At 53.2% G+C, this 20,529-nt stretch carries 19 protein-coding genes and 2 pseudogenes; 11 read left to right on the top strand and 10 right to left on the bottom strand.

The window, feature by feature from the left end:
* Positions 1 to 29: 29 nt before the first annotated feature.
* The 4 genes and pseudogenes from mutS to ABU190_RS19820 form a co-directional block, all read right to left on the bottom strand.
* Positions 30 to 2,591 (bottom strand): DNA mismatch repair protein MutS, encoded by a 2,562-nt coding sequence (gene mutS, locus ABU190_RS19835; RefSeq protein ID WP_334633372.1) that lies wholly within the window; start codon positions 2,589 to 2,591, stop codon positions 30 to 32.
* Between the two features lie 331 nt (positions 2,592 to 2,922).
* The gene (locus ABU190_RS19830) at positions 2,923 to 3,849 is read right to left on the bottom strand and encodes an AEC family transporter (protein ID WP_354692218.1); all 927 of its coding nucleotides are present in this window, start codon (positions 3,847 to 3,849) and stop codon (positions 2,923 to 2,925) included.
* Positions 3,850 to 4,340: 491 nt separating this feature from the next.
* Positions 4,341 to 4,838 carry a hypothetical protein gene (locus ABU190_RS19825; protein ID WP_354692217.1) on the bottom strand — a complete coding sequence of 166 codons (498 nt, stop codon included), beginning with the start codon at positions 4,836 to 4,838 and terminating at the stop codon, positions 4,341 to 4,343.
* 144 nt (positions 4,839 to 4,982) lie between these two features.
* Positions 4,983 to 5,192, bottom strand: a pseudogene (locus ABU190_RS19820) (TolC family protein); the annotation flags it as partial.
* 127 nt (positions 5,193 to 5,319) lie between these two features.
* Here ABU190_RS19820 and ABU190_RS19815 point away from each other — a divergent pair.
* The 3 genes from ABU190_RS19815 (at position 5,320) to ABU190_RS19805 (ending at position 10,226) form a co-directional block, all read left to right on the top strand.
* Positions 5,320 to 5,934: a TetR/AcrR family transcriptional regulator gene (locus ABU190_RS19815; protein WP_296441906.1), complete on the top strand. Its 615-nt coding sequence runs from the start codon at positions 5,320 to 5,322 to the stop codon at positions 5,932 to 5,934.
* A gap of 75 nt (positions 5,935 to 6,009) precedes the next feature.
* Complete coding sequence (locus ABU190_RS19810; RefSeq protein WP_354692216.1) at positions 6,010 to 7,119, top strand: efflux RND transporter periplasmic adaptor subunit; 1,110 nt, start codon at positions 6,010 to 6,012, stop codon at positions 7,117 to 7,119.
* Positions 7,116 to 10,226: an efflux RND transporter permease subunit gene (locus tag ABU190_RS19805; protein WP_354692215.1), complete on the top strand. Its 3,111-nt coding sequence runs from the start codon at positions 7,116 to 7,118 to the stop codon at positions 10,224 to 10,226. The genes ABU190_RS19810 and ABU190_RS19805 overlap by 4 nt, the downstream gene beginning before the upstream one ends.
* Positions 10,227 to 10,435: 209 nt before the next feature.
* Here ABU190_RS19805 and ABU190_RS19800 read toward each other — a convergent pair whose 3' ends face one another.
* A complete protein-coding gene (locus ABU190_RS19800) occupies positions 10,436 to 11,875 on the bottom strand; it encodes a PLP-dependent aminotransferase family protein (protein WP_354692214.1) in 1,440 nt (479 codons plus the stop codon).
* Positions 11,876 to 11,946: 71 nt separating this feature from the next.
* On the opposite strand from ABU190_RS19800, the gene ABU190_RS19795 reads away from it, so the two are divergent.
* From ABU190_RS19795 to ABU190_RS19780, 4 genes are all read left to right on the top strand, one after another.
* Positions 11,947 to 12,381: a GNAT family N-acetyltransferase gene (locus ABU190_RS19795; RefSeq protein ID WP_354692213.1), complete on the top strand. Its 435-nt coding sequence runs from the start codon at positions 11,947 to 11,949 to the stop codon at positions 12,379 to 12,381.
* A 27-nt stretch (positions 12,382 to 12,408) separates the two neighbouring features.
* Positions 12,409 to 12,843 (top strand): carboxymuconolactone decarboxylase family protein, encoded by a 435-nt coding sequence (locus tag ABU190_RS19790; RefSeq protein ID WP_039077671.1) that lies wholly within the window; start codon positions 12,409 to 12,411, stop codon positions 12,841 to 12,843.
* Between the two features lie 262 nt (positions 12,844 to 13,105).
* Positions 13,106 to 13,777: a glutathione binding-like protein gene (locus tag ABU190_RS19785; protein ID WP_354692212.1), complete on the top strand. Its 672-nt coding sequence runs from the start codon at positions 13,106 to 13,108 to the stop codon at positions 13,775 to 13,777.
* Between the two features lie 4 nt (positions 13,778 to 13,781).
* Positions 13,782 to 14,105: a multidrug efflux SMR transporter gene (locus ABU190_RS19780; protein WP_108700734.1), complete on the top strand. Its 324-nt coding sequence runs from the start codon at positions 13,782 to 13,784 to the stop codon at positions 14,103 to 14,105.
* A 129-nt stretch (positions 14,106 to 14,234) separates the two neighbouring features.
* Here the strand turns inward: ABU190_RS19780 and ABU190_RS19775 are convergent, their stop codons facing one another.
* From ABU190_RS19775 to ABU190_RS19760, 4 genes are all read right to left on the bottom strand, one after another.
* A complete protein-coding gene (locus ABU190_RS19775; protein ID WP_354692211.1) occupies positions 14,235 to 14,450 on the bottom strand; it encodes a PaaI family thioesterase in 216 nt (71 codons plus the stop codon).
* Positions 14,450 to 14,719: a hypothetical protein gene (locus ABU190_RS19770; protein ID WP_354692210.1), complete on the bottom strand. Its 270-nt coding sequence runs from the start codon at positions 14,717 to 14,719 to the stop codon at positions 14,450 to 14,452. Before ABU190_RS19770 ends, ABU190_RS19775 begins: the two co-directional genes overlap by 1 nt.
* 235 nt (positions 14,720 to 14,954) lie before the next feature.
* Positions 14,955 to 15,386 carry a RidA family protein gene (locus ABU190_RS19765; protein ID WP_354692209.1) on the bottom strand — a complete coding sequence of 144 codons (432 nt, stop codon included), beginning with the start codon at positions 15,384 to 15,386 and terminating at the stop codon, positions 14,955 to 14,957.
* A gap of 313 nt (positions 15,387 to 15,699) precedes the next feature.
* Positions 15,700 to 16,152: a MarR family transcriptional regulator gene (locus ABU190_RS19760; protein ID WP_354692208.1), complete on the bottom strand. Its 453-nt coding sequence runs from the start codon at positions 16,150 to 16,152 to the stop codon at positions 15,700 to 15,702.
* Positions 16,153 to 16,251: 99 nt separating this feature from the next.
* Between ABU190_RS19760 and aceE the strand changes: the two are divergent.
* The 3 genes and pseudogenes from aceE to ABU190_RS19745 form a co-directional block, all read left to right on the top strand.
* Positions 16,252 to 16,502 (top strand): annotated as a pseudogene (gene aceE / locus ABU190_RS19755) (pyruvate dehydrogenase (acetyl-transferring), homodimeric type); the annotation flags it as partial.
* Between the two features lie 236 nt (positions 16,503 to 16,738).
* Positions 16,739 to 17,302, top strand: coding sequence for a helix-turn-helix domain-containing protein (locus ABU190_RS19750; protein WP_354692207.1), 564 nt, complete (start codon positions 16,739 to 16,741; stop codon positions 17,300 to 17,302).
* Entirely contained in the window at positions 17,299 to 17,826 is a 528-nt protein-coding gene (locus tag ABU190_RS19745) for a GNAT family N-acetyltransferase (protein WP_271850037.1), read from the top strand. Before ABU190_RS19750 ends, ABU190_RS19745 begins: the two co-directional genes overlap by 4 nt.
* A gap of 43 nt (positions 17,827 to 17,869) precedes the next feature.
* Here ABU190_RS19745 and ABU190_RS19740 read toward each other — a convergent pair whose 3' ends face one another.
* Entirely contained in the window at positions 17,870 to 18,880 is a 1,011-nt protein-coding gene (locus tag ABU190_RS19740) for a helix-turn-helix domain-containing protein (protein WP_354692231.1), read from the bottom strand.
* A 117-nt stretch (positions 18,881 to 18,997) separates the two neighbouring features.
* Here ABU190_RS19740 and ABU190_RS19735 point away from each other — a divergent pair, with 117 nt between their 5' ends.
* Positions 18,998 to 20,476 (top strand): MFS transporter, encoded by a 1,479-nt coding sequence (locus tag ABU190_RS19735; protein ID WP_354692206.1) that lies wholly within the window; start codon positions 18,998 to 19,000, stop codon positions 20,474 to 20,476.
* Positions 20,477 to 20,529 lie beyond the last annotated feature (53 nt).

The following is a 20,529-nucleotide window of genomic DNA, read 5'->3' as shown; positions in this document are numbered from 1 at the left end:
GCCCGCAAGGTCATTGCGGGCCGGGGGAGTTAGACGAGGCTTTTCAGGCGGTAAATCCACTCGAGCGCCTGACGCGGCGTGAGGGAATCGGGGTCCAGATTTTCCAGCGCTTCCATTGCCGGGCTGGTCTCTTCCGGTACGGCTAACAGCGACATCTGCGTACCATCAATCTGCGTGGCGCCAGCACTCGGCGACAGGCTTTCCAGCTCGCGCAATTTTCCACGCGCGCGCTTGATCACCTCTTTAGGAACACCTGCCAGTGCGGCAACCGCCAGACCATAGCTTTTGCTCGCCGCACCATCCTGCACGCTGTGCATAAAGGCGATGGTGTCGCCATGTTCCAGCGCGTCAAGATGGACATTGGCCACGCCTTCCATTTTTTCTGGCAATTGGGTGAGTTCGAAATAGTGGGTGGCGAACAACGTCAACGCTTTGATTTTATTGGCCAGATTCTCTGCACAGGCCCAGGCCAGCGACAGACCGTCGTAGGTAGAGGTGCCGCGACCAATTTCATCCATCAGCACCAGGCTGTTTTCCGTGGCGTTATGCAGGATATTGGCCGTTTCGGTCATCTCCACCATAAAGGTCGACCGCCCGCTTGCCAGATCATCTGCCGCGCCCACACGCGTAAAGATGCGATCAATAGGGCCAATTTCCACCTTCTGCGCCGGAACGTAGCTGCCGATATACGCCAGCAACGCGATCAGCGCCGTCTGGCGCATGTAGGTACTTTTACCACCCATATTCGGCCCGGTTATGATTAGCATCCTGCGCTGGGGTGAAAGGTTCAAGGGGTTGGCGATAAACGGTTCATTGAGCACACGCTCCACGACCGGGTGACGGCCTTCAACGATACGAATACCGGGTTTATCGCTGAATGTCGGACAGCAGTAGTTCAGCGTGTCCGCACGCTCTGCCAGATTGACCAGCACGTCCAGCTCTGCCAGCGCCGTGGCGCTCTGCTGCAAATCGCCAAGGTGCGGCAGCAACATGTCGAACAGTTCATCATAAAGCTGTTTTTCCAGCGCCAGCGCTTTGCCTTTTGAGGTCAGAACCTTGTCTTCATACTCTTTCAGTTCAGGAATAATGTAGCGCTCGGCATTTTTCAGCGTTTGACGGCGAACATAGTGAATGGGGGCAAGATGGCTCTGCCCGCGGCTAATCTGAATGTAATAGCCGTGTACGGCGTTATAGCCGACTTTAAGGGTATCGAGACCGAGCTTTTCGCGCTCGCGAATTTCCAGCCTGTCGAGGTAGTCCGTTGCGCCGTCTGCCAGCGCTCGCCACTCATCGAGCTCGGCATTGTACCCCGGCGCGATAACGCCGCCATCGCGCACCAGCACCGGTGGGGCATCAATGATGGCGCGTTCCAGCAGTTCACGTAACTCCGTAAACTCACCCATTTTTTCCCGCAGGTTTTGCACCGGCTCGCTCTTCACCTGCGCCAGTTGGGCGCGCAGCTCCGGCAGTTGCTGGAACGCATGGCGCATGCGCGCGAGGTCGCGGGGTCTGGCAGTTCGCAGTGCCAGACGGGCAAGAATACGTTCCAGATCGCCAACCTGACGCAGGACTGGCTGCAATTCACCGGTGTTTTCCTGCAATGCGCCAATGGTCTGCTGACGTTCCAGCAGGGTTTTGGTGTCGCGTACCGGCATATGCAGCCAGCGTTTGAGCATACGGCTACCCATCGGCGTGACCGTGCAGTCGAGCACGGATGCCAGGGTGTTTTCGATACCGCCCGCCAGGTTCTGGGTTATTTCCAGGTTGCGGCGCGTGGCGGCATCCATAATGATGCTGTCCTGCTGGCGCTCCATGGTGATGGAACGAATGTGGGGCAGGGCGGTGCGCTGGGTATCTTTGACATACTGCAACAGACAACCCGCAGCGCAGAGGCCGCGCGGGGCATTTTCCACACCAAAGCCAACCAGATCGCGGGTACCAAATTGCAGATTGAGCTGCTGGCGTGCGGTGTCGATTTCAAATTCCCATAGCGGGCGACGACGCAGGCCACGACGACCTTCAATCAGCGATGTTTCGGCGAAGTCTTCGGCATAGAGCAACTCAGCGGGGTTAGTGCGCTGCAGTTCTGCCGCCATGGTTTCACGGTCAGCGGGTTCACTGACGCGAAAACGCCCGGAGCTAATATCCAGCGTGGCATAGCCAAATCCTTTGCTGTCCTGCCAGATGGCCGCCAGCAAGTTGTCCTGACGCTCCTGCAATAACGCTTCGTCGCTGATGGTGCCGGGGGTGACGATACGCACCACTTTGCGCTCAACCGGCCCTTTGCTGGTGGCCGGATCGCCGATTTGCTCGCAAATGGCGACCGATTCACCCAGGCTGACCAGTTTTGCCAGATAGTTCTCTACCGCGTGATGCGGCACCCCGGCCATCGGGATGGGTTCACCTGCGGAAGCGCCGCGTTTTGTCAACGAGATGTCCATCAACTGAGATGCACGTTTCGCATCGTCATAAAACAGCTCGTAAAAGTCGCCCATGCGATAGAAGAGCAGGATATCCGGATGCTGCGCTTTCAGTTTCAGATACTGCTGCATCATTGGCGTGTGGGCGTCGAAATTCTCTAGTGTACTCATCAGTTTATGATGTCCATTTTCTTAAATTTTAATGAGTTAGTGATATTTGTTGTTCTCATTGAGTTTCACGTCTCATTGATTTTTATGAATGCCGGGGCATTTCATAAATGCGCAGATTGCATGATAACGGAGTCTGTGAGGGAGGAAAACCAGAGGGAAGGCCGCTGTCGTTTAAAACGAGAGAAATGATGAGGTCTGGTGACAAAGCTAAGGCTATCTGTTCTTTGCTATAACGGATCTTTTTCATGACGAGATGCCTCTCTGTAAGATGGAAGAGAGGCCGACGATTTCAGTTTAGACTGGCACTGTTTCCATGGAGAAGCGCATTCCCTCAGTTCGGTGATAGCCGGGTCAGCATCAGAATAAAGGGAATGGTCACCGCTGCCAGCACCGTTTGCACGGAAATAATCCCGGCGGAAAGCCGATGATCACCACCGAGAAGCTTGGTCATAATATAGGCAGAAGGCGTACAAGGCAGGGCATTAAATAAGACGACGGTGGCCAGTACCGGCCCGGAAATGCCCAATTCAACGCCAATAAAGAGTGTGATAACCGGCACCAGTAATAGTTTCACAAATGACGACTGTAATACTGGCCCGTGCGCCGAGCGTGCGGCTTGCAGATCGAGCCCCGCGCCTACCGCCAGTAAGCCCAGAGGCAGCGACGCGCCGCCGAGAATATGCAGAATATTGCCGATCACATCAGGAAGTTTGAGCGTACTGACATTAAACGCCAGCCCCGCAACCACCGAGATAATCACCGGATTACGTACCAATGCTCTGACAATCTGCCCTACGCCTGGCCTTTTCCCTTGCCCGTAATGCATTAAGATGATGATAGACGCGACATTCAGCAGGGGAATAGCCACGGCGATACTGATAGATGTGACCGTCAACCCGGTACTGCCGTAAGTGGACGCAGCCGCTGCAACGCCAATATAGGTGTTAGGGCGTAGCGCACCCTGAATGACGGAAGAAAAGACGGTTCCCGGCTGGCTTCGCCATATCCGCCACAACCAGAGTGAAATTGCGGCAATCACCACTGCGCCCAGAATCGACCACGCTATAGGCCTGACCGGGAAATCATTCAGGCTCGCCGTCGCCACCTGAGAAAACATCAGCGCCGGAAACAGCCAGAAATAATTAAGCTTTTCGCAAGGCAGCCAGAACTGATGATCAAGCAGGTTTTTGGCCCGCAGTACAAATCCCATGACGATCAGGAACATCACCGGAGCAAGCGAATACAACGTTGTCATCATTTCTCAAATGTATCCTTCCGTTAGTACCGCCAGACCGTAAACGGCGCTAACAAGTAAAACTGCCATGTTCATGCTCCCTGTAAATGGATATGTGTTTTATGACAGTTTTTTGACACTCTTTTAAATGATAATTTTTACTTTTATATATCATTTAATTATTTATAAAAGTTTATATTATATTGTTTCTTGTCCGCACCTTCATGACTGCGCTGCCTGACGCCAGTAATTAGAATTCAGAAGTAAAGCTAATTTTGGGGCGATAAACAACCCTTTTATCCAGGAGAGACATCAAATAAATTTATTAAGCAATTTTTATTTCTGTATTAAATACGGTATACGGTGAATATTATAGGGCGCGGATGTTCTATACGTCTGGGGTTCTATAACCATCAATTGTATATCATTTTTTAAAGGGGGATTTAATGGCGATATCATCGGTTTTTAGATGGGGCTCAATGTGTTTATGCCTCTGGCAGGATAATGTTTCATCCTTAAACCTTTGGCGCGGTTGATTTATAAAATGTCTGAACATTTATCTCCAGAGAATGAATGAGCTTCATGGACATCAAATGAGCCCGAAGAACAAAGAGATAGTTATCAATCTGTGCATCGGTTAAATGGAAAAAGGGCGAAAGATTGTGTAGCGCAACATATCTGTTTATAAATTGCTCTGCCCTGGGTGAAATATCGTGATGATTGAATGAGGGCATGACATCTAATAAAAGGACTAATTGTGTTGGCCGGTATTCAGTATTTTCCTGAACATTGCCTGACCTGATTCCCTCCAGGGTGATAAGGACAGTATCGGCTTCATCCACTACGGCCTGCACGTTATCCTGAATCCAGCAGGGAAACTTTCTTGCCAGCAGATTTGCACGTTCTGTTTCTCCGGCTGAAAGAAAAACATGAGCGTATGGATCAAGGCGGAACAATTCGACCAGAAAGTTTTCAGTCAGATCATTTACCCCAAGGATGCCAATTCGCGTCATATCGTCACCTTTTTGCCGTTATGTTTATTCAAATAAACAACGTTTTGCGCTGTTTAAAAAATTCAGAGAACTATTTACCCTGGTTTATTTACCATTTCGCCAGGTCGTAAAGATTGTCAGCCACCGCCCAGGGCAGCCTGACGGGCCTCGTCTCAGACCACCAAACAGGTCTATCTCCCGGATTGCATTGAGATTGGTTTCATATGAATTGCCGTAGCGATTATAATCCGGCGTTGAGCAGGGCACCTGACCCAACGGCGTTTCAACCGACTGATAAGCGCGGGCCGCTTGTTCGCTGATATTTCCTGAGGTAAGCCGTGCCGCCGTCGCAACTCCCGGCCTACCCGGGTGCAGGCACCCACTATCAGGGCAAATGTATATAGCGGAAACATGAAGGACCCTTGAGTCGAATTTGAATTGTGACCACATTACCAAATGGTCACTCGTTGTCAATCAGGCTTCATTGAGCTAAGCTGGAAAAATGACTAAACAGATAAATGAACACCCTTCAAGGGGACCTTCCGACCATAGCGTTCGTGAACAGGTCGTTGAAGCGGCCACAGAGCATTTCGGCCACTTTGGTTACGAAAAAACCACTGTCTCCGATCTCGCCAAAGCCATCGGTTTTTCAAAGGCTTATATTTATAAATTTTTCGACTCCAAACAGGCGATCGGTGAAGTGATCTGCGCTAACCGGCTGGCGATGATCATGGAAATTGTCGATGCCGCGATTGCGGAGGCACCGACCGCCGCTGAGAAAATAAGACGATTATTCAGGGCGTTGTCAGAATCGGGCAGCGATTTGTTTTTTCGTGACCGTAAGTTATACGACATCGCGGCCGTTGCGGCGCGTGACAAATGGCCTTCTGCGCAAGCGCATGAGCAACGACTGCGACAGCTTATTGAGCAGATCATTGTTGAAGGGCGTCAGGCTGGTGAATTCGAAAGAAAAACGCCACTGGACGAGGCGGCGGATGCAATCTTTATGGTTATGAGGCCTTATATCAGTCCGGTTCAATTGCAATATAATCTGGAAACTGCCCCGGTAGCGGCTGCGTTGCTGTCATCACTGATCCTGAGAAGTTTGTCTCCCTGAGTTTGTGACTATTGACAAATATGGTCACTAGTTAGAGTATGGGTTTCTGTCCTTTTTAATAAATTAAGGGAACCCATGCTCGGGCTTAAACCAGTCACCCTTGCTGTTTGCCTGTTGCCGTTTGCACTTGTGGCCTGCGGTGACGCTTCCGATAACAGTGACCCACGCAGCCTGCCACCTCTTGTCAGGTCGGCTGTAGCAATCAACGCAACCGATTATTCCCGCGCTTTTACGGGGGTGGTTGTTGCACGTATCCAGAGCGACCTTGGTTTCAGAGTTCAGGGCAAAATCCTGGAACGTCTTGTTGATACCGGTCAGACCGTGAAACGAGGCCAGCCGTTAATGCGTCTGGACCCCGTGGATCTGAGCCTGCAGGCTCAGGCTCAACAGCAGGTTGTCGCCGCAGCAAAAGCGCGCGCCCGACAGACAGCGGACGACGAATCGCGATATCGCGGTCTGGTCACTACCGGAGCTGTATCGGCATCCGCTTACGATCAGATTAAAGCCGCCGCAGATACGGCCAGGGCTGATCTCAGTGCCGCCCAGGCGCAGGCAAATGTGGCGCAAAACGCCATGAGCTACGCAGTCCTGGTGGCCGATGCTGACGGGGTGGTGATGGATACGCTGGCCGAACCAGGTCAGGTCGTCAGTGCCGGACAACCGGTTATCAGGCTTGCCAGAGCCGGTCAGCGCGAAGCGGTCGTCCAGTTACCTGAGACGCTTCGCCCGGTTGTTGGAAGCGCGGCACAGGCGTCTCTGTACGGTAGTGATGAACAACCTGTTTCCGCGACGTTACGGCTGCTTTCTGATGCAGCCGACCCCCTAACGCGTACGTTTGAGGCAAGGTACGTGCTCAACGGTCCCTTGTCTGGCGCCCCTCTGGGATCCACTGTCACCATCCATATTGCGCAGAGCAGAGCATCCCAGCCGTTGCTGCAGGTGCCTTTAGCCGCTGTTTTTGACGCAGGTAAAGGCCCGGGCGTCTGGCGCATTTCAGGCAATCCCGCCAGAGTGGCATGGCGTCCCGTACAGATCGTCAGCCTCGGGGATGATGCGGCAAGTGTGACCGGCAGCCTTAAGCCCGGCGAACAGGTCGTAGCGCTGGGCGCTCATCTGCTGCATGACGGTGAGACAGTCCGGTTGGCGAAGCAGAGCGATGTCAGTGTCGGCGGGAGTCAGCCATGAGTCGTGGGCGTTTTAACCTTTCCGCGCTCGCCGTGCGCGAGCGTTCAGTTACGCTGTTTCTTATCTTGCTGATCACCGTTGCTGGTATTCTCTCGTTCCTTGGACTGGGGCGTGCAGAAGACCCGCCTTTTACGGTTAAGCAGATGACCATCATTTCTGCCTGGCCCGGAGCAACGGCTCAGGAAATGCAGGACCAGGTAGCCGAACCGCTGGAGAAGCGTCTCCAGGAGCTCAAGTGGTATGACCGCACAGAGACCTACACGCGTCCCGGTCTGGCTTTTACCATGCTCTCCTTGCTGGACAGTACTCCCCCCTCAGAGGTCCAGGAAGCGTTCTATCAGGCACGCAAAAAACTCAGCGATGAGGCTAAAAATCTGCCGTCAGGGGTGTCTGGACCAATGGTCAACGATGAGTTCTCTGATGTCACGTTTGCGCTCTTTGCGCTGAAGGCAAAAGGTGAGCCACAGCGGCTACTGGTACGCGATGCCGAGTCATTACGCCAGCGCTTATTACATGTTCCCGGGGTGAAAAAGGTCAATATTATCGGTGAGCAGGCCGAGCGAATTTTTGTCTCGTTCTCCCATGATCGCCTGGCAACCCTGGGTATCTCACCGCAGGATATCTTTGCTGCTCTGAACAACCAGAACGTGCTGACGCCTGCTGGTTCGATAGACTCTCGTGGGCCGCAGGTTTTTATCCGTCTGGATGGGGCGTTTGACAAACTGGAGAAAATTCGTGAAACGCCGATTGTGGCGCAGGGAAGGACGCTGAAGCTTTCTGATGTGGTGACGGTCGAGCGCGGCTACGAAGATCCGGCAACCTTTATGGTGCGCAATCAGGGTGAACCAGCACTTCTGCTGGGTATCGTGATGCGTGAGGGCTGGAACGGTCTGGAACTGGGTACAGCGCTGGATAAGGAGGCCGCCAGCATCAATGCCGACATGCCACTCGGCATGACATTCACAAAAGTCACCGATCAGTCCGTTAACATCAGTTCCGCCGTAGACGAGTTCATGATCAAGTTTTTTGTGGCGCTACTGGTCGTAATGGTGGTCTGCTTTCTCAGCATGGGCTGGCGTGTGGGTGTGGTGGTTGCCGCTGCTGTGCCACTGACGCTGGCTGTCGTCTTTATGGTCATGGCGGCGACAGGTAAAAACTTCGACCGTATTACCCTGGGCTCGCTTATCCTGGCGCTCGGTTTACTGGTGGATGACGCCATCATTGCCATCGAAATGATGGTGGTGAAGATGGAGGAGGGATATGACCGAATAAAAGCCTCGGCGTATGCCTGGAGCCACACCGCTGCGCCTATGCTGGCCGGTACGCTGGTCACGGCCGTTGGCTTTATGCCCAACGGTTTTGCGCAATCCACGGCGGGTGAATACACCAGCAATATGTTCTGGATTGTGGGGATTGCTTTGATCGCCTCCTGGGTGGTGGCGGTAGTCTTTACCCCCTATCTCGGGGTGAAAATGCTGCCAGATATCAAAACGATTGAAGGGGGGCATGATGCTATCTACAACAGCCGACGCTACAACCGTTTCCGTCAGTTGCTGAAGCGGGTGATCGCACGAAAATGGCTGGTCGCGGGGTCTGTCGTCGCGGTATTCACCGTTGCCGTTCTCGGCATGGCACTGGTGAAAAAACAGTTTTTCCCGACGTCTGATCGGCCTGAGGTTCTTGTAGAAGTGCAGATGCCGTATGGCACTTCCATTGAACAAACCCGCGCCGCCGTGACGAAAATTGAGGACTGGCTCAAGCGCCAGAAAGAAGCAAAAATCGTGACGGCTTATATCGGGCAAGGGTCACCCCGTTTTTATCTCGCCATGGCGCCGGAACTGCCCGATCCCTCTTTTGCGAAAATTGTTATCCTGACGGACAGCCAGGAATCCCGTGAGGCGCTCAAGTTCCGTCTTCGCCAGGTTGTGGCTGACGGCCTGGCTCCTGAGGCGCGGGTTCGCGTGACCCAACTGGTGTTTGGCCCGTATTCACCCTATCCGGTTGCCTTCCGTGTGAAGGGGCCGGATCCGACTGTATTACGAGACATCGCAGATAAGGTGAAAACGCTGATGCAGGCCAGCCCGTTAATGAGAACGGTCAACACGGACTGGGGCTCACGTGTGCCGACACTGCATTTCACCCTGAACCAGGATCGTCTGCAGGCGGTGGGGCTGACGTCAAACGCGGTGGCCCAGCAGCTTCAGTTTCTGCTTTCGGGTGTTCCGGTCACTGCTGTGCGTGAAGATATCCGTTCGGTGCAGGTCATGGGACGCGCTGCCGGCGATATCAGGCTTGATCCTGCGAAAATAGCGGGCTTCACCCTGGTCGGTTCCGCAGGGCAGCGTATCCCGTTATCGCAAGTTGGCGAGGTCGAAGTGCGCATGGAAGACCCGGTCCTGCGACGTCGTGACCGTATGCCAACCATCACCGTTCGGGGCGATATCGCAGAATCCCTTCAGCCGCCGGATGTCTCCACTGCGGTTATGAAGCAACTGCAGCCCATCATCACAACGCTTCCGGATGGATACCGTATTGAACAGGCAGGCTCTATTGAGGAGTCCGGGAAAGCCACCAAAGCGATGGCACCGTTATTCCCTGTCATGATAGCCATGACACTGCTGATCATTATCCTCCAGGTGCGCTCGATGTCGGCGATGGTGATGGTCTTTATGACAGCCCCGCTGGGGCTGGTGGGGGTGGTGCCAACCTTACTGCTCTTCAACCAGCCCTTTGGCATCAATGCGCTGGTTGGTCTGATTGCGCTGTCAGGGATTTTGATGCGTAACACGCTGATTCTTATTGGGCAGATTCATCATAACGAGCAGGAAGGGCTTGCACCCTTTCATGCGGTCATTGAGGCAACGGTACAACGCTCCAGACCCGTACTGCTCACGGCGATGGCGGCCATTCTGGCCTTTATCCCGTTAACACATTCGGTGTTCTGGGGAACCCTTGCCTACACCCTGATAGGCGGGACTCTGGGGGGGACCATTATTACGCTGGTGTTCCTGCCTGCTATGTATGCCATCTGGTTTCGGATCACGAACCCGGCTTCAACCTCGTCAACGGAAAACCATTCCATCTCTGAAGGGTTAAAAAATGTCTGAACATAAAGTCGTTTTGATTACCGGCGTTTCATCATGCAAGCCTCTGATATCAAATAGATGAAAGATCGGAAGGATGAAAACCGTCGCCTCAAAACTAACATTACGGTGTATTAATTAACGGGGGCAGGTCAACGCGAATACCCAATGCGCTTTGCCCGCCCCCGCCCGTCGGGTAACGATGGTAATTTTCACCCTGCCGGGAGGCGACATCAGGGCGATAACAGCGCTGACAGCCGTTTCACCGCCGCATGTGCTTCTTGCGCACTGGTAAAATTGGTAAATCCCATCAATAGCCCGTTTTGCGGCGGGGTGCCTGCATCCCATTCACTGAGTGCCTTGACGCCCAGCCCTGCCGCCAGCGCCGCCGTTGCCAGTGCTTTATCGGATTGATGTTCATTCAGGTAAGCCAGAATCTGTATTCCCCCGGCCTGTGGCTGGATGTGCAGAGAGGAGCCGAAAACACGTTCAAGTGCCTCTACAAGATAACCACGCCTGATGGCGTACAACTGACGCATTCTGCGCAAATGGTGGGCAAAATGCCCCTGTTGCATAAACGCTGCCACCATCGCTTGCGGCAGAATCGATCCCGGCCCTGGCCAGCGGTTAACGGCCTCGTCAAAGGTCTGTTGCAAAGAGGGGGGCACCACCACATAGGCCAGACGTAAGCCGGGAAAAAGAACCTTACTGAAGGTGCCGGTATAAAGCACACGTTGCTCATGGTCGAGGCTTTTCAGGGCCGGAAGGGGGTGACCGTGGTAGCGGAACTCACTGTCGTAGTCATCTTCTATGATCCAGGCGTCTTTTTGGTTCGCCCACGCCAGCAATGCCAGACGTCGGGGTAAAGACAGCGCGACGCCCGTGGGGCTTTGGTGGGAAGGGGTGACGACGGCAAAACGGGCGTTCGGTGCCAGTTGCTCCCCGATGGAAACCTGTAGCCCCTCTTTATCTACCGGAACGGGTGTCAGCGTCATGCCCATTTGCTGCAAAAAATATCTGCCAGGGAAGTAGCCGGGGTTTTCATACCAGCCTCCGTCGCCGCTCCGTAAAACGGTGCGACACAGCAGTTCAAGCGCCCCCTGATAGCCGATGGTAATAAAGACCTGCTCCGGCGTGCAGGCGATACCGCGAGAGATGCCCAGATAGGTGGCGATGGCTTCCCGAAGCGGCGCATATCCGGCCGGATCGGGCTGATTCATCACCGTTGACTCAATCAGGCGCAGTGTTTGTGCCGACAGGCGAGACCATATTTTCCGTGGGAACGCGTCCAGCGCCGGAACACCTGGCTGAAAGGGTAAAATATTCCCCGTCAGGCGCGTCTGATACGCCTGTGCCTCGGAGGTTTTGCGTCCCCGCGGCGGACTTCCGGCGTTCGGTAGCCTCGCCAGTTGGGGGGAAACCTGGGTCCCTGCCGCTCCCTTCGTCACAAGATAGCCTTCGCTCACCAGCATCTGATAAGCCATTTCCACCGTTCCCCGCGCCACGTGAAGCTCGCTGGCGAGATTACGTATTGATGGCACGCGTTCCCCAGGACGTAACCGACCGGCAGTGATGGCGTCGCGATATCGCTGATAAAGCTGCAAATAGAGCGGCGTGTCGGGCTGCCAGGTGGCTTCAGGCATCAGTGCTTTCACGGTCTTTGTCCTGGTCATTTAGATAATTCTTGTCACTGTAGCATAGGTCATTGCGGCGATATATTGCAGCCATCAGACAGGAGAAACGTATGGCGACATTTGAAGTACATAAGGTGGAAAGTGAACGGGCGCTCCATGCCGCGTATCGGGTGATGCGGGAGTTGCGACCACACCTGACCGATGCAGAGAACTTTATCACTCGCGTTCATCGCCAGGCTGAGAAGGGGTATTGCCTGCTGGGCGTCTGGCAGGAGCAAGAGCTACTGGCTCTGGCGGGTTACCGGATCTCTGAAAATTTGCTGTACGGGCGTTTTCTGTATGTGGATGACCTTGTGACGGCGCCCCATGCCCGCAGCCTCGGTCTGGGCGCGATATTAATCGATGCTCTGCGTGAAGAGGCGCGCGCTCAGACTTGTACTCACCTGGTGCTGGATACCGGTTTAGGTAATGCGCTGGGCCAACGTTTCTACTATCGACAAGGCTTGCTGGCGGTAGGTATGCACTTTCGCCAGTCCTTAATATGACGTTTTTTAATAACCGGAGATAACCTGATGAGCACCCCGCAACGTTTACCCTATTACACCCTTTCCGCGGAAGCGTATAACGGCTTTACTGCAACCAAAAAGGCGCTCAGTAAGAGCAGCCTCGGGAAAGCGCTGATTGAGTTAGTCTGGCTGCGCATCTCGCAGATTAACGGCTGTGCATTTTGCCTTGAGATGCACGCCAAAGCCCTGCGTGCCGATGGTGAAAGCGCTGCGCGGCTGGACAGCCTGGCAGGCTGGCGGGTCAGCGAATTATTTAGCGAACGTGAACGTGCCGCCCTCGCATGGACGGAGTCGCTGACGCATGTCGATAAAACGCATGCTCCTGACGAAGACTATACCCCTCTGGCGGCCCATTTCAGCGAAGCTGAAATTTCCGATCTGACCTTTGCGATTGCACTGATGAGCGCATTTAACCGTCTGGCGATCGGCATGCGTCAGTAATTCGTATGTCCGGCTCAGGGACGTGCCGGAATGCGTACTCTGCATCTCAAATACAGCCCCCGACTCTCTGAGTCCGCTATTTTCGCCTGGCCAATCTCCTGGATACCTGTTGTTCTCCTTTGAAAATCATATCTGCGATAGGAAGCGGTTCCAGCCGCACGCCTGATCGCGTTGAAATGCTTGTTGCACGGCCATGTTGAGTGGCCTATGATTGCAATTGCAACGATTGCATTTGCAATCCAATCACGCAATAAGGATAAACATGACACAGGTAACCCGCGACCTCGCTTTTTATACGGCGGACACGCCAAACGGGCAAAAAGTCAGCATATTTCTGAAAGAAGCTGGCCTGGCGTATGAGCAGTTCGATCTTGATCTTGGCAAGGGGGACCAGCATCAACCCGATTTCCTTAAGATCAACCCTATTGGCAAGATCCCCGCGATTGTTGATCGGCAAACCGGCCTGCGCATTTTTGAGTCGGGTGCCATCCTTTCCTGGCTCTCATCGAAAACGGGGTGTTTGCTGCCCGCGACAGAAGCGGAAAATATTGCCGTGCAACAGTGGCTATTTTTCCAGGTCGGCAGTATCGGCCCAATGCTGGGGCAGTTGTGGTGGTTTTTGCATGGCGCCAAAACGGTCAATGACGAGGCAATAGCGCGATATCAGGCGCAATCACTGCGTCTGTACCAGGTTGTGGATACGCGGCTCAGTGAGTCTGCTTTCCTTGCCGGTGAAAACTATAGCATTGCTGATATTGCCGCATTCACCTGGCTGCGAACCTGGGACGAGCTGAGGCTGAACATTACGCCTTACCCGCACGTCAAGCGGTGGCTTCATGTAATCGCCGCGCGACCGGCGGTACAAGCGGGACTTCATGCGAGTAAGCCGACTTCCAGAGCAATGAGGCAACGATCGACCTCCAGTGAGGAGTAAGTCTATGGCGTGGACCTATTTGTTTCTTGCCGCAGCCCTTGAGATCGTGATGGGCGTTTCCCTCAAATTAAACGCGGGGTGGACCCGGCTCGGGGCAAGTATCATTGCCGTTATGGCTGGGCTGGGCAGTATTTACTTGCTTGCATTGGCGTTGCGTTCCCTGCCTGTTGGAATGGCTTATGCCATGTGGACCGGCACAGGAACGATTGGGCTGGTCCTGGCGGGTATGCTGATTTTTCAGGATGAGATGAGCTGGCCCCGGATGTGTTTTATGGGGCTGGCTTTTATTGGCATTATCGGATTACGTTTCTGCGAAACAACGGGGTAGCACATCATTGGCCCTGCTGGCGGTAGCGCCTCTACGTTAATGACACAGTGGCTTAACAGGCCGCTGTGCTAAAACAGAGAATATTGGCAGGAGCATTTACCTCTTATTTTAACGGTAATAACGCAAATCTTATCTTCCCCTGGCTTTTTCACCGGTCAGTGTTAACACCGTACTTGTGATAATGGCGACGACTTTACCGTCCTCGCGCGCTATTTCGCACCGGTAGTGGCTGATCGTTTTACCCCGATGTTCCACCCTGGCGGTAGCCAACAAACGTGAACGCCATACGGGGCGCAGGAACGTGGTTTTAATGTCGATGCTGGTAAAACTTTCATCCTTTTTCATTAAGGTAGAATGCGCCGTTCCAATCGCGCGTCCGCCAGTTCGCATAATAGCCCGCCGTGGACGGTACCTTGCTGATTTTCGTGAAGTGCCGGATCGGCATCAAGCGCAAGGGTCGCTGTCGCTTCACCGACATCCACAATACTGAAACCAGGCAGTCGTGAGATGGCAGTGGGATAATTCATATGCGTTGTCATTGTCTCGTCCAGTGTTCCTTGCAACTGGCGCTGCAAAAATTCCAGAACGGGGATATAAACAGGCTTTTCTTTCATGATAACCCTCTGTACGGATAAATACCGGCACTATGGAAATCGCGCAGGGCATTTGTCATTTCCCGGAAATAACCAGAAACGCCCGATGGGTATTATGTAGATGGAAATTTTCGGGAATAAATTAATATCCTCTCTCAACACTATGTCCGTTATCTGCAAACCGATTTGCCTCCGTATCCCTGGAGGCTTATAACAACTATCGCAACAGCCCAGGCTTTCTACCGGGGAATGATTTCTACTTTCGCACCGCGACTACCATTTCCAGCTCAACAGGCGCGCCCCGAGGGAGTTCAGCGACACCTACCGAGGTTCGGGTATGGGTGCCCCTTGCCCCAAGCCTTGCGACGAGTTGATCGGAAGCCCCGTTCATTACCTGGCTTTGCTGGGTAAAACCAGGCGCAGAAGCAATATACCCAACCACTTTAAGCACCTGGATAATATTCTCCTCGCCGCCTGCGGCCTCACTCACTGCCGCAATACAAAGGTCTGCACAAAAAGCAGCAGCCTGTTGGGCGGCAGGGAGATCAATGTCCATTCCCACTTTTCCTGAATAAAGTAGAGTTTCACCTTTACGCGGAAGCTGCCCGCTCACATAAGCCAGCCCGTCGTGGATAATAACGGGTACATAATTCCCACCCGGCTTATTCGTTATATGTTCAGTCATCATCTCACCTGTATTTACCGTTGCTGCATCCGAAAAAACGTATTCACGCACGGGTCAGAATACACGCTGACAACCCTGCTTGAGCGGGAATTATTTTCATATTTCAGACTTGATGCCTTTGCCCCGGGAAATCCTCACTCAGGTATCACAAGGGGACCACAATGGCTGTCGGTAATGAATGCGGCCAGCAATTCGGCGGGTTCACTCTTACAGACGTTTTCGGTAAAAAGGTGTAACGCGCCTGGCGGTTCGAACCATGTCTGTGCGGGTGAACGCCTTCATGCCAAAGGCATACGGGTGTTATTCTGTGGCGCTGTTAACGCAGCGCCTTTTGTGCGCGGGCCGCAGCAGCGACCTGGTCCAGCGCGGCAGAAAAGGTGCTCTGCTCGTCGGGATTGAACTGGCTCAGAAAAAGTTCTGCCACCGCACTTTCATAGACTTTCCACATCTTCTTGCGTAGCGCACGCCCTTCCTTAGTGATGGTGGCATACGCTGCACGACCGTCCTCGGGCGAACGGGTACGCTCGACCAGCCCTTCCTGTTCCAGGCGGTCTACCAGACGCGTGAGATTGTAGCGCTCTATCGCCAGCGCATCGGCCAGCTCATGCATCCGACGGGTGCCGCCTTGCCCACTTTCCAGCCCCCAAAGTACGTCGTACCAGGCATAGGCGGGCAGTTTTGCGGCTGCCAGACGGCTCTCCACTTCACGAATCATCAGGCGATGAGCGCGTACAAACGAAAACCAGAGATCCGTCTGATTCTTCTCCATGGCGGGCTCCTTTCATTTTTTTAGTTGCAATTGCAATTATACCTGACTTAGCATTGCGAACGCCAGGATTGCATTTGCAATTCATAATTCGGGCTTAATGGCCTCTCCTCCTACCCACCCCCCGTTTGATGCCCGACTTCTGGCAATTCCCGACGGTATCTATGGGGCCTGGCCCGTTGACTGCGGTCTATCAGGCCCGGTTTATGCGCTATCTCGAGTACCGTGGAATGCTGGAACATCAGGGGCGTAAAGTGTGGGCGTTTCTGGACGATGGCGAAATGGATCAGCCTGAATCGCTGGCAGCTATCTCGGTTGCAGGGCGAGAAAGGCTCGACAACGTCATCTTATTGACCATGGCGACCCGCTAACGCTACTGGCTGATTGCGGGCTCGATGCATCGGGTATCGCTACAGCGATTCGAACGCGTTTTCAGTTCCCCTTACCTGAAACACAGTGAAGCCCTTAGCCACGCCAGCGCCCGCAGTCGGGGGAGGGTTAAACGCTAAGCGGTGCAATAGCGCTTGACAGTATTTCAGTAATCGGCAATCTCATTTATGGGAATAAATTCTCACATAAGAGATATATCATGAACAATGAAGATTACAGAGCACGCTTAGCCGCACGTCTGGCGGCGCTGCGCTTACAACATAACTGGTCGCTTGAGGAGCTTTCCGCTGCGTCAGGCATCAGCAGGGCATCCTTGTCACGCATTGAACGCAGTGAGGTCAGCCCGACAGCAGAGGTCCTCAACCAACTCTGTATTGTATACGGAATGACGATGTCCCGGCTTATTAGCGAGATTGAACAGGCTGCGGATAATCTGTTCAGGGTTAACCAACAAACCCTGTGGCAGGATGAGCTTAATGGGTTTGAGCGACGCATGTTAATACCCCCTTCGAATCAATTCAGATGCGAGATGATTGAAGGAAAATTGCGTCCGGGTGCTTTCATTGAATATTCAAACCCTCCCGTTCAGGGGCTTGAACAATATATATGGTTATCTTCCGGTGAATTAACCATTGCGATGAACAGTGAACAGTGGACCTTGAAAGAAGGTGACAGTTTACGTTTTCATTTATCAGGCTCTTCATCATTTCGCGCTCATGAAAGCCTCGGTGCCCATTACATTTTAGTGGTATGTAAATCATGATTGAATATGAAATTCTCAGTGCTACACAGGCGCATCAATGCTTACCGGAATTAGGTGACGTATTACAGGCTTGTGTAAAGGATGGGGCAAGCGTAGGTTTTACCGATCCCAACGATCGTCGGGCAATAGATAGCTTCTGGAAAGATAAAATTTATAGTCTTGCCAGTCACGACTGTGAGTTATTTATCGCCCGCGATAACGGGTTTTTAGCCGCAACCGTTATCATTAACTATTGCAGAACGCCTAATGGGCGTCATCGTGCGGAAATATCCAAACTGCTCGTTCACCCGCAGGCGCGTCGTCAGGGGATTGCCAGAGAATTAATGAATCGGGCAGAGGCTATGGCCTGGGAAAAAGAGATTTCATTGCTCGTTCTTGATACACGCAGTGGCGATGTCGCCAGTGATTTATATCTTTCCCTGGGCTGGCAGATAGCCGGGACAATCCCCTGTTATGCAAGGTCTATCGATAATACGCTTCATACCACAACGTTTATGTACAAAATTAATAATCCAGATAGCTGATTACCGCTAAAAATAAAAGCCGTGGGCAATGGCACTGTCTGTATCAGCAGGCGGGTATCATTGCTCGCTCGCGGAATGCCTTGCGCCATTGCGTTGGCGTCGTTTTAAAGCGCCGTCTGAAATGATGGCGCAGCGTTTCAGGTGAGCCGAACCCGGCCTGCTCTGCAACATGATCGATGCTTATCCTTTCGCTTTCAAGAAGAGTACAGGCTTTTTCAAGACGAACGCTCAGCATCCACTCTCCCGGTGAGGTGCCGGTGGCGTCATAAAATCGACGTATAAAAGTTCGACGGCTCATGCCCACTTTACGAGCCAGTTGCTCAATCACCATGGGCGTATTGAGGTGATTGCGTAAATCGTCCAGCAATGGCGCGAGGCTTTTGGTCTGACGTTGCGGAACGGGTTGTTGGATTAACTGCGCCTGGCTGCCTTCCCGCAGGGGCGGGGTAATCATTCGGCGCGCACAGCGATTGGCGACTTCAATACCGTAATCGCGCCGGATAAGGTGCAGACATAAATCGACACCCGCAGCGCCGCCCGCCGAGGTGACGATACTGCCTTCATCAACATAGATCATGCTATGTTCCACCTGCACCTCAGGAAACCTCTGCGCAAGAATTTCTGTGCTGTTCCAGTGGGCAGTTGCGCGTTTGCCGTTCAGTAATCCCGTCTCTGCGAGTATAAAACTCCCGGCGCAAATCGCGACAAGCCGTGTGCCTTTCTGGTAGGCCTTTTGTAATGCCGCGATAAGCTTTTCCGGGGCCGATTCATAGACGTTGCGCCAGCCGGGAATGACAATGGTTCCGGCATCTTCCAGCAGCTCCAGTCCGCCATCAACCACCATTCGAACACCCCCCTGTGCGCCAAAAGCACCGTCTTCTAACGACGCCACACGCAGATCATAAAGGGGGCGACCCAGCACCTCATCAACGCGCCCAAACGCTTCGGCGGCAATACCAAATTCAAACGTGCAGAGGCATTCATATGCCAGCAGCACCATGCGCCGGTTTTTAAGCGTAAAAGAAGGGCGGTGAAGGGGGACAGCGATCTGCATAGAAACCTTGTTGCTGAAAATGGCACGATCTTGACGATAACTGACACGGGCATGGATTTCTACTGCCACGTAAATCTTTCATGCTGGCGCCCTGTTAACGTTTCACAGGAACTGAGTATGAAGAACATCTTAGCGCTGATGGCGGTGTGTCTGGCCGCATTAATGTCGGGACTGGAAATATCCAGTGTTCCGGTTATTTTGCCGGTGCTGGAAAAGCAGATGCAGGCCAATTTTCGCGAGCTGCAGTGGATCATGAATGCCTATACCCTTTCATGCACGGCGGTATTAATGGCGACCGGCACATTAGCGGATAGGTATGGGCGTAAACGCATTTTTATTATCAGCATCATTGGTTTTGGCCTGACCTCGGTAATATGCGGCATGGCTGAAAGCGCATTCTGGCTTATCGTTGGGCGTTTCTTGCAAGGATTAAGCGGCGGCGCGATGTTAACCAGCCTGATCGCCATACTGTCGTTCCAGTTTCCACAAGGAAAAGCACGTAGCCGGGCGTTTGCCGCCTGGGGGATTACCTTTGGATTTGGGCTTGGATTCGGCCCCATTATTGGCGGGATGTTAGTGGCGTGGTTTAGCTGGCAATGGGTATTTTTGGTGCATGGCGTTATTGCTTTACTCACCCTGGTTCTGGCGCTGAACAACGTCGTGGAATCACGTGATAACACGACAAAAAAACTCGATGTTGCTGGTTTAATGACCCTGACGATGAGCGTTGTTGGCGTCACCTGGCTTATTACTCAGGGTGGGAGTATCGGCTGGAGTAGCCTGGAAGTGCGATTAATTTTTCTTGCCACCTTAATCAGTTCTGCACTCTTTGTCATTATTGAGACACGGCATTCACACCCCATGTTTGATTTCTCTGTGTTTCGCATAAGGCCTTTTTCCGGTGCGCTTATGGGGGCGATTGGCATGAATTTCAGCTTCTGGCCGCTGATGATTTATCTGCCGGTTTATTATCAAAGTGGGCTTGGGTACAGCAGTATGGCGACCGGCATGGCGCTTCTGGCCTACACGTTGCCGACATTATTAATGCCGCCATTGGGGGAAAAGTTAGCGCTGCGATTCAACGCTTCGCGCGTCATTCCGCTGGGGCTATTTTGTATAGGCCTGGGGTTTGCGCTGATGGCGCTGGCAGTCACATATCAGCTCAGTTTGCTGCCTGGAGCGCTGCTCTCAGGGATCGCTTTGGGATTGACCAATACGCCTGTCACTAACGCCACCACGGGATCCGTCGAGCCTGACCGCGTTGGAATGGCATCCGGGATTGATATCAGCGCGCGCTTCATCACGCTTTCCATCAATATTGCCCTCATGGGGAGCCTTCTGGTCTCGGGGATAGCCGAAAGTTTGCAAAACCATATGAACACCGTGAGCGACAAGTTTGTACTGGCAGAACGCATAGCCGGTGGGGCTGAGGTTTCGCTGAGCCGCGATATCATTACAGCGGTGCTTACCGAAGGCTTTTCCGGCGTGCTGATATACGGGGCCGTGGGGGTAGGTTGCCTGTCGCTGGCGAGCTATTTACTGTTTAACCTGAAAACGAAGGCGGCGTGCGGACGAGTAACCTCATGCCCTGATTAAACAAGTGTAGCCCCGGATAAGGTGCCTGCACCGCCATCCGGGAAAACCATGAA

The sequence above is a fragment of the Phytobacter sp. RSE-02 genome (assembly GCF_040578655.1).
GTDB classification, from domain to species: domain Bacteria; phylum Pseudomonadota; class Gammaproteobacteria; order Enterobacterales; family Enterobacteriaceae; genus Phytobacter; species Phytobacter diazotrophicus.
This window is presented reverse-complemented; position numbering and strand designations above follow the sequence as displayed.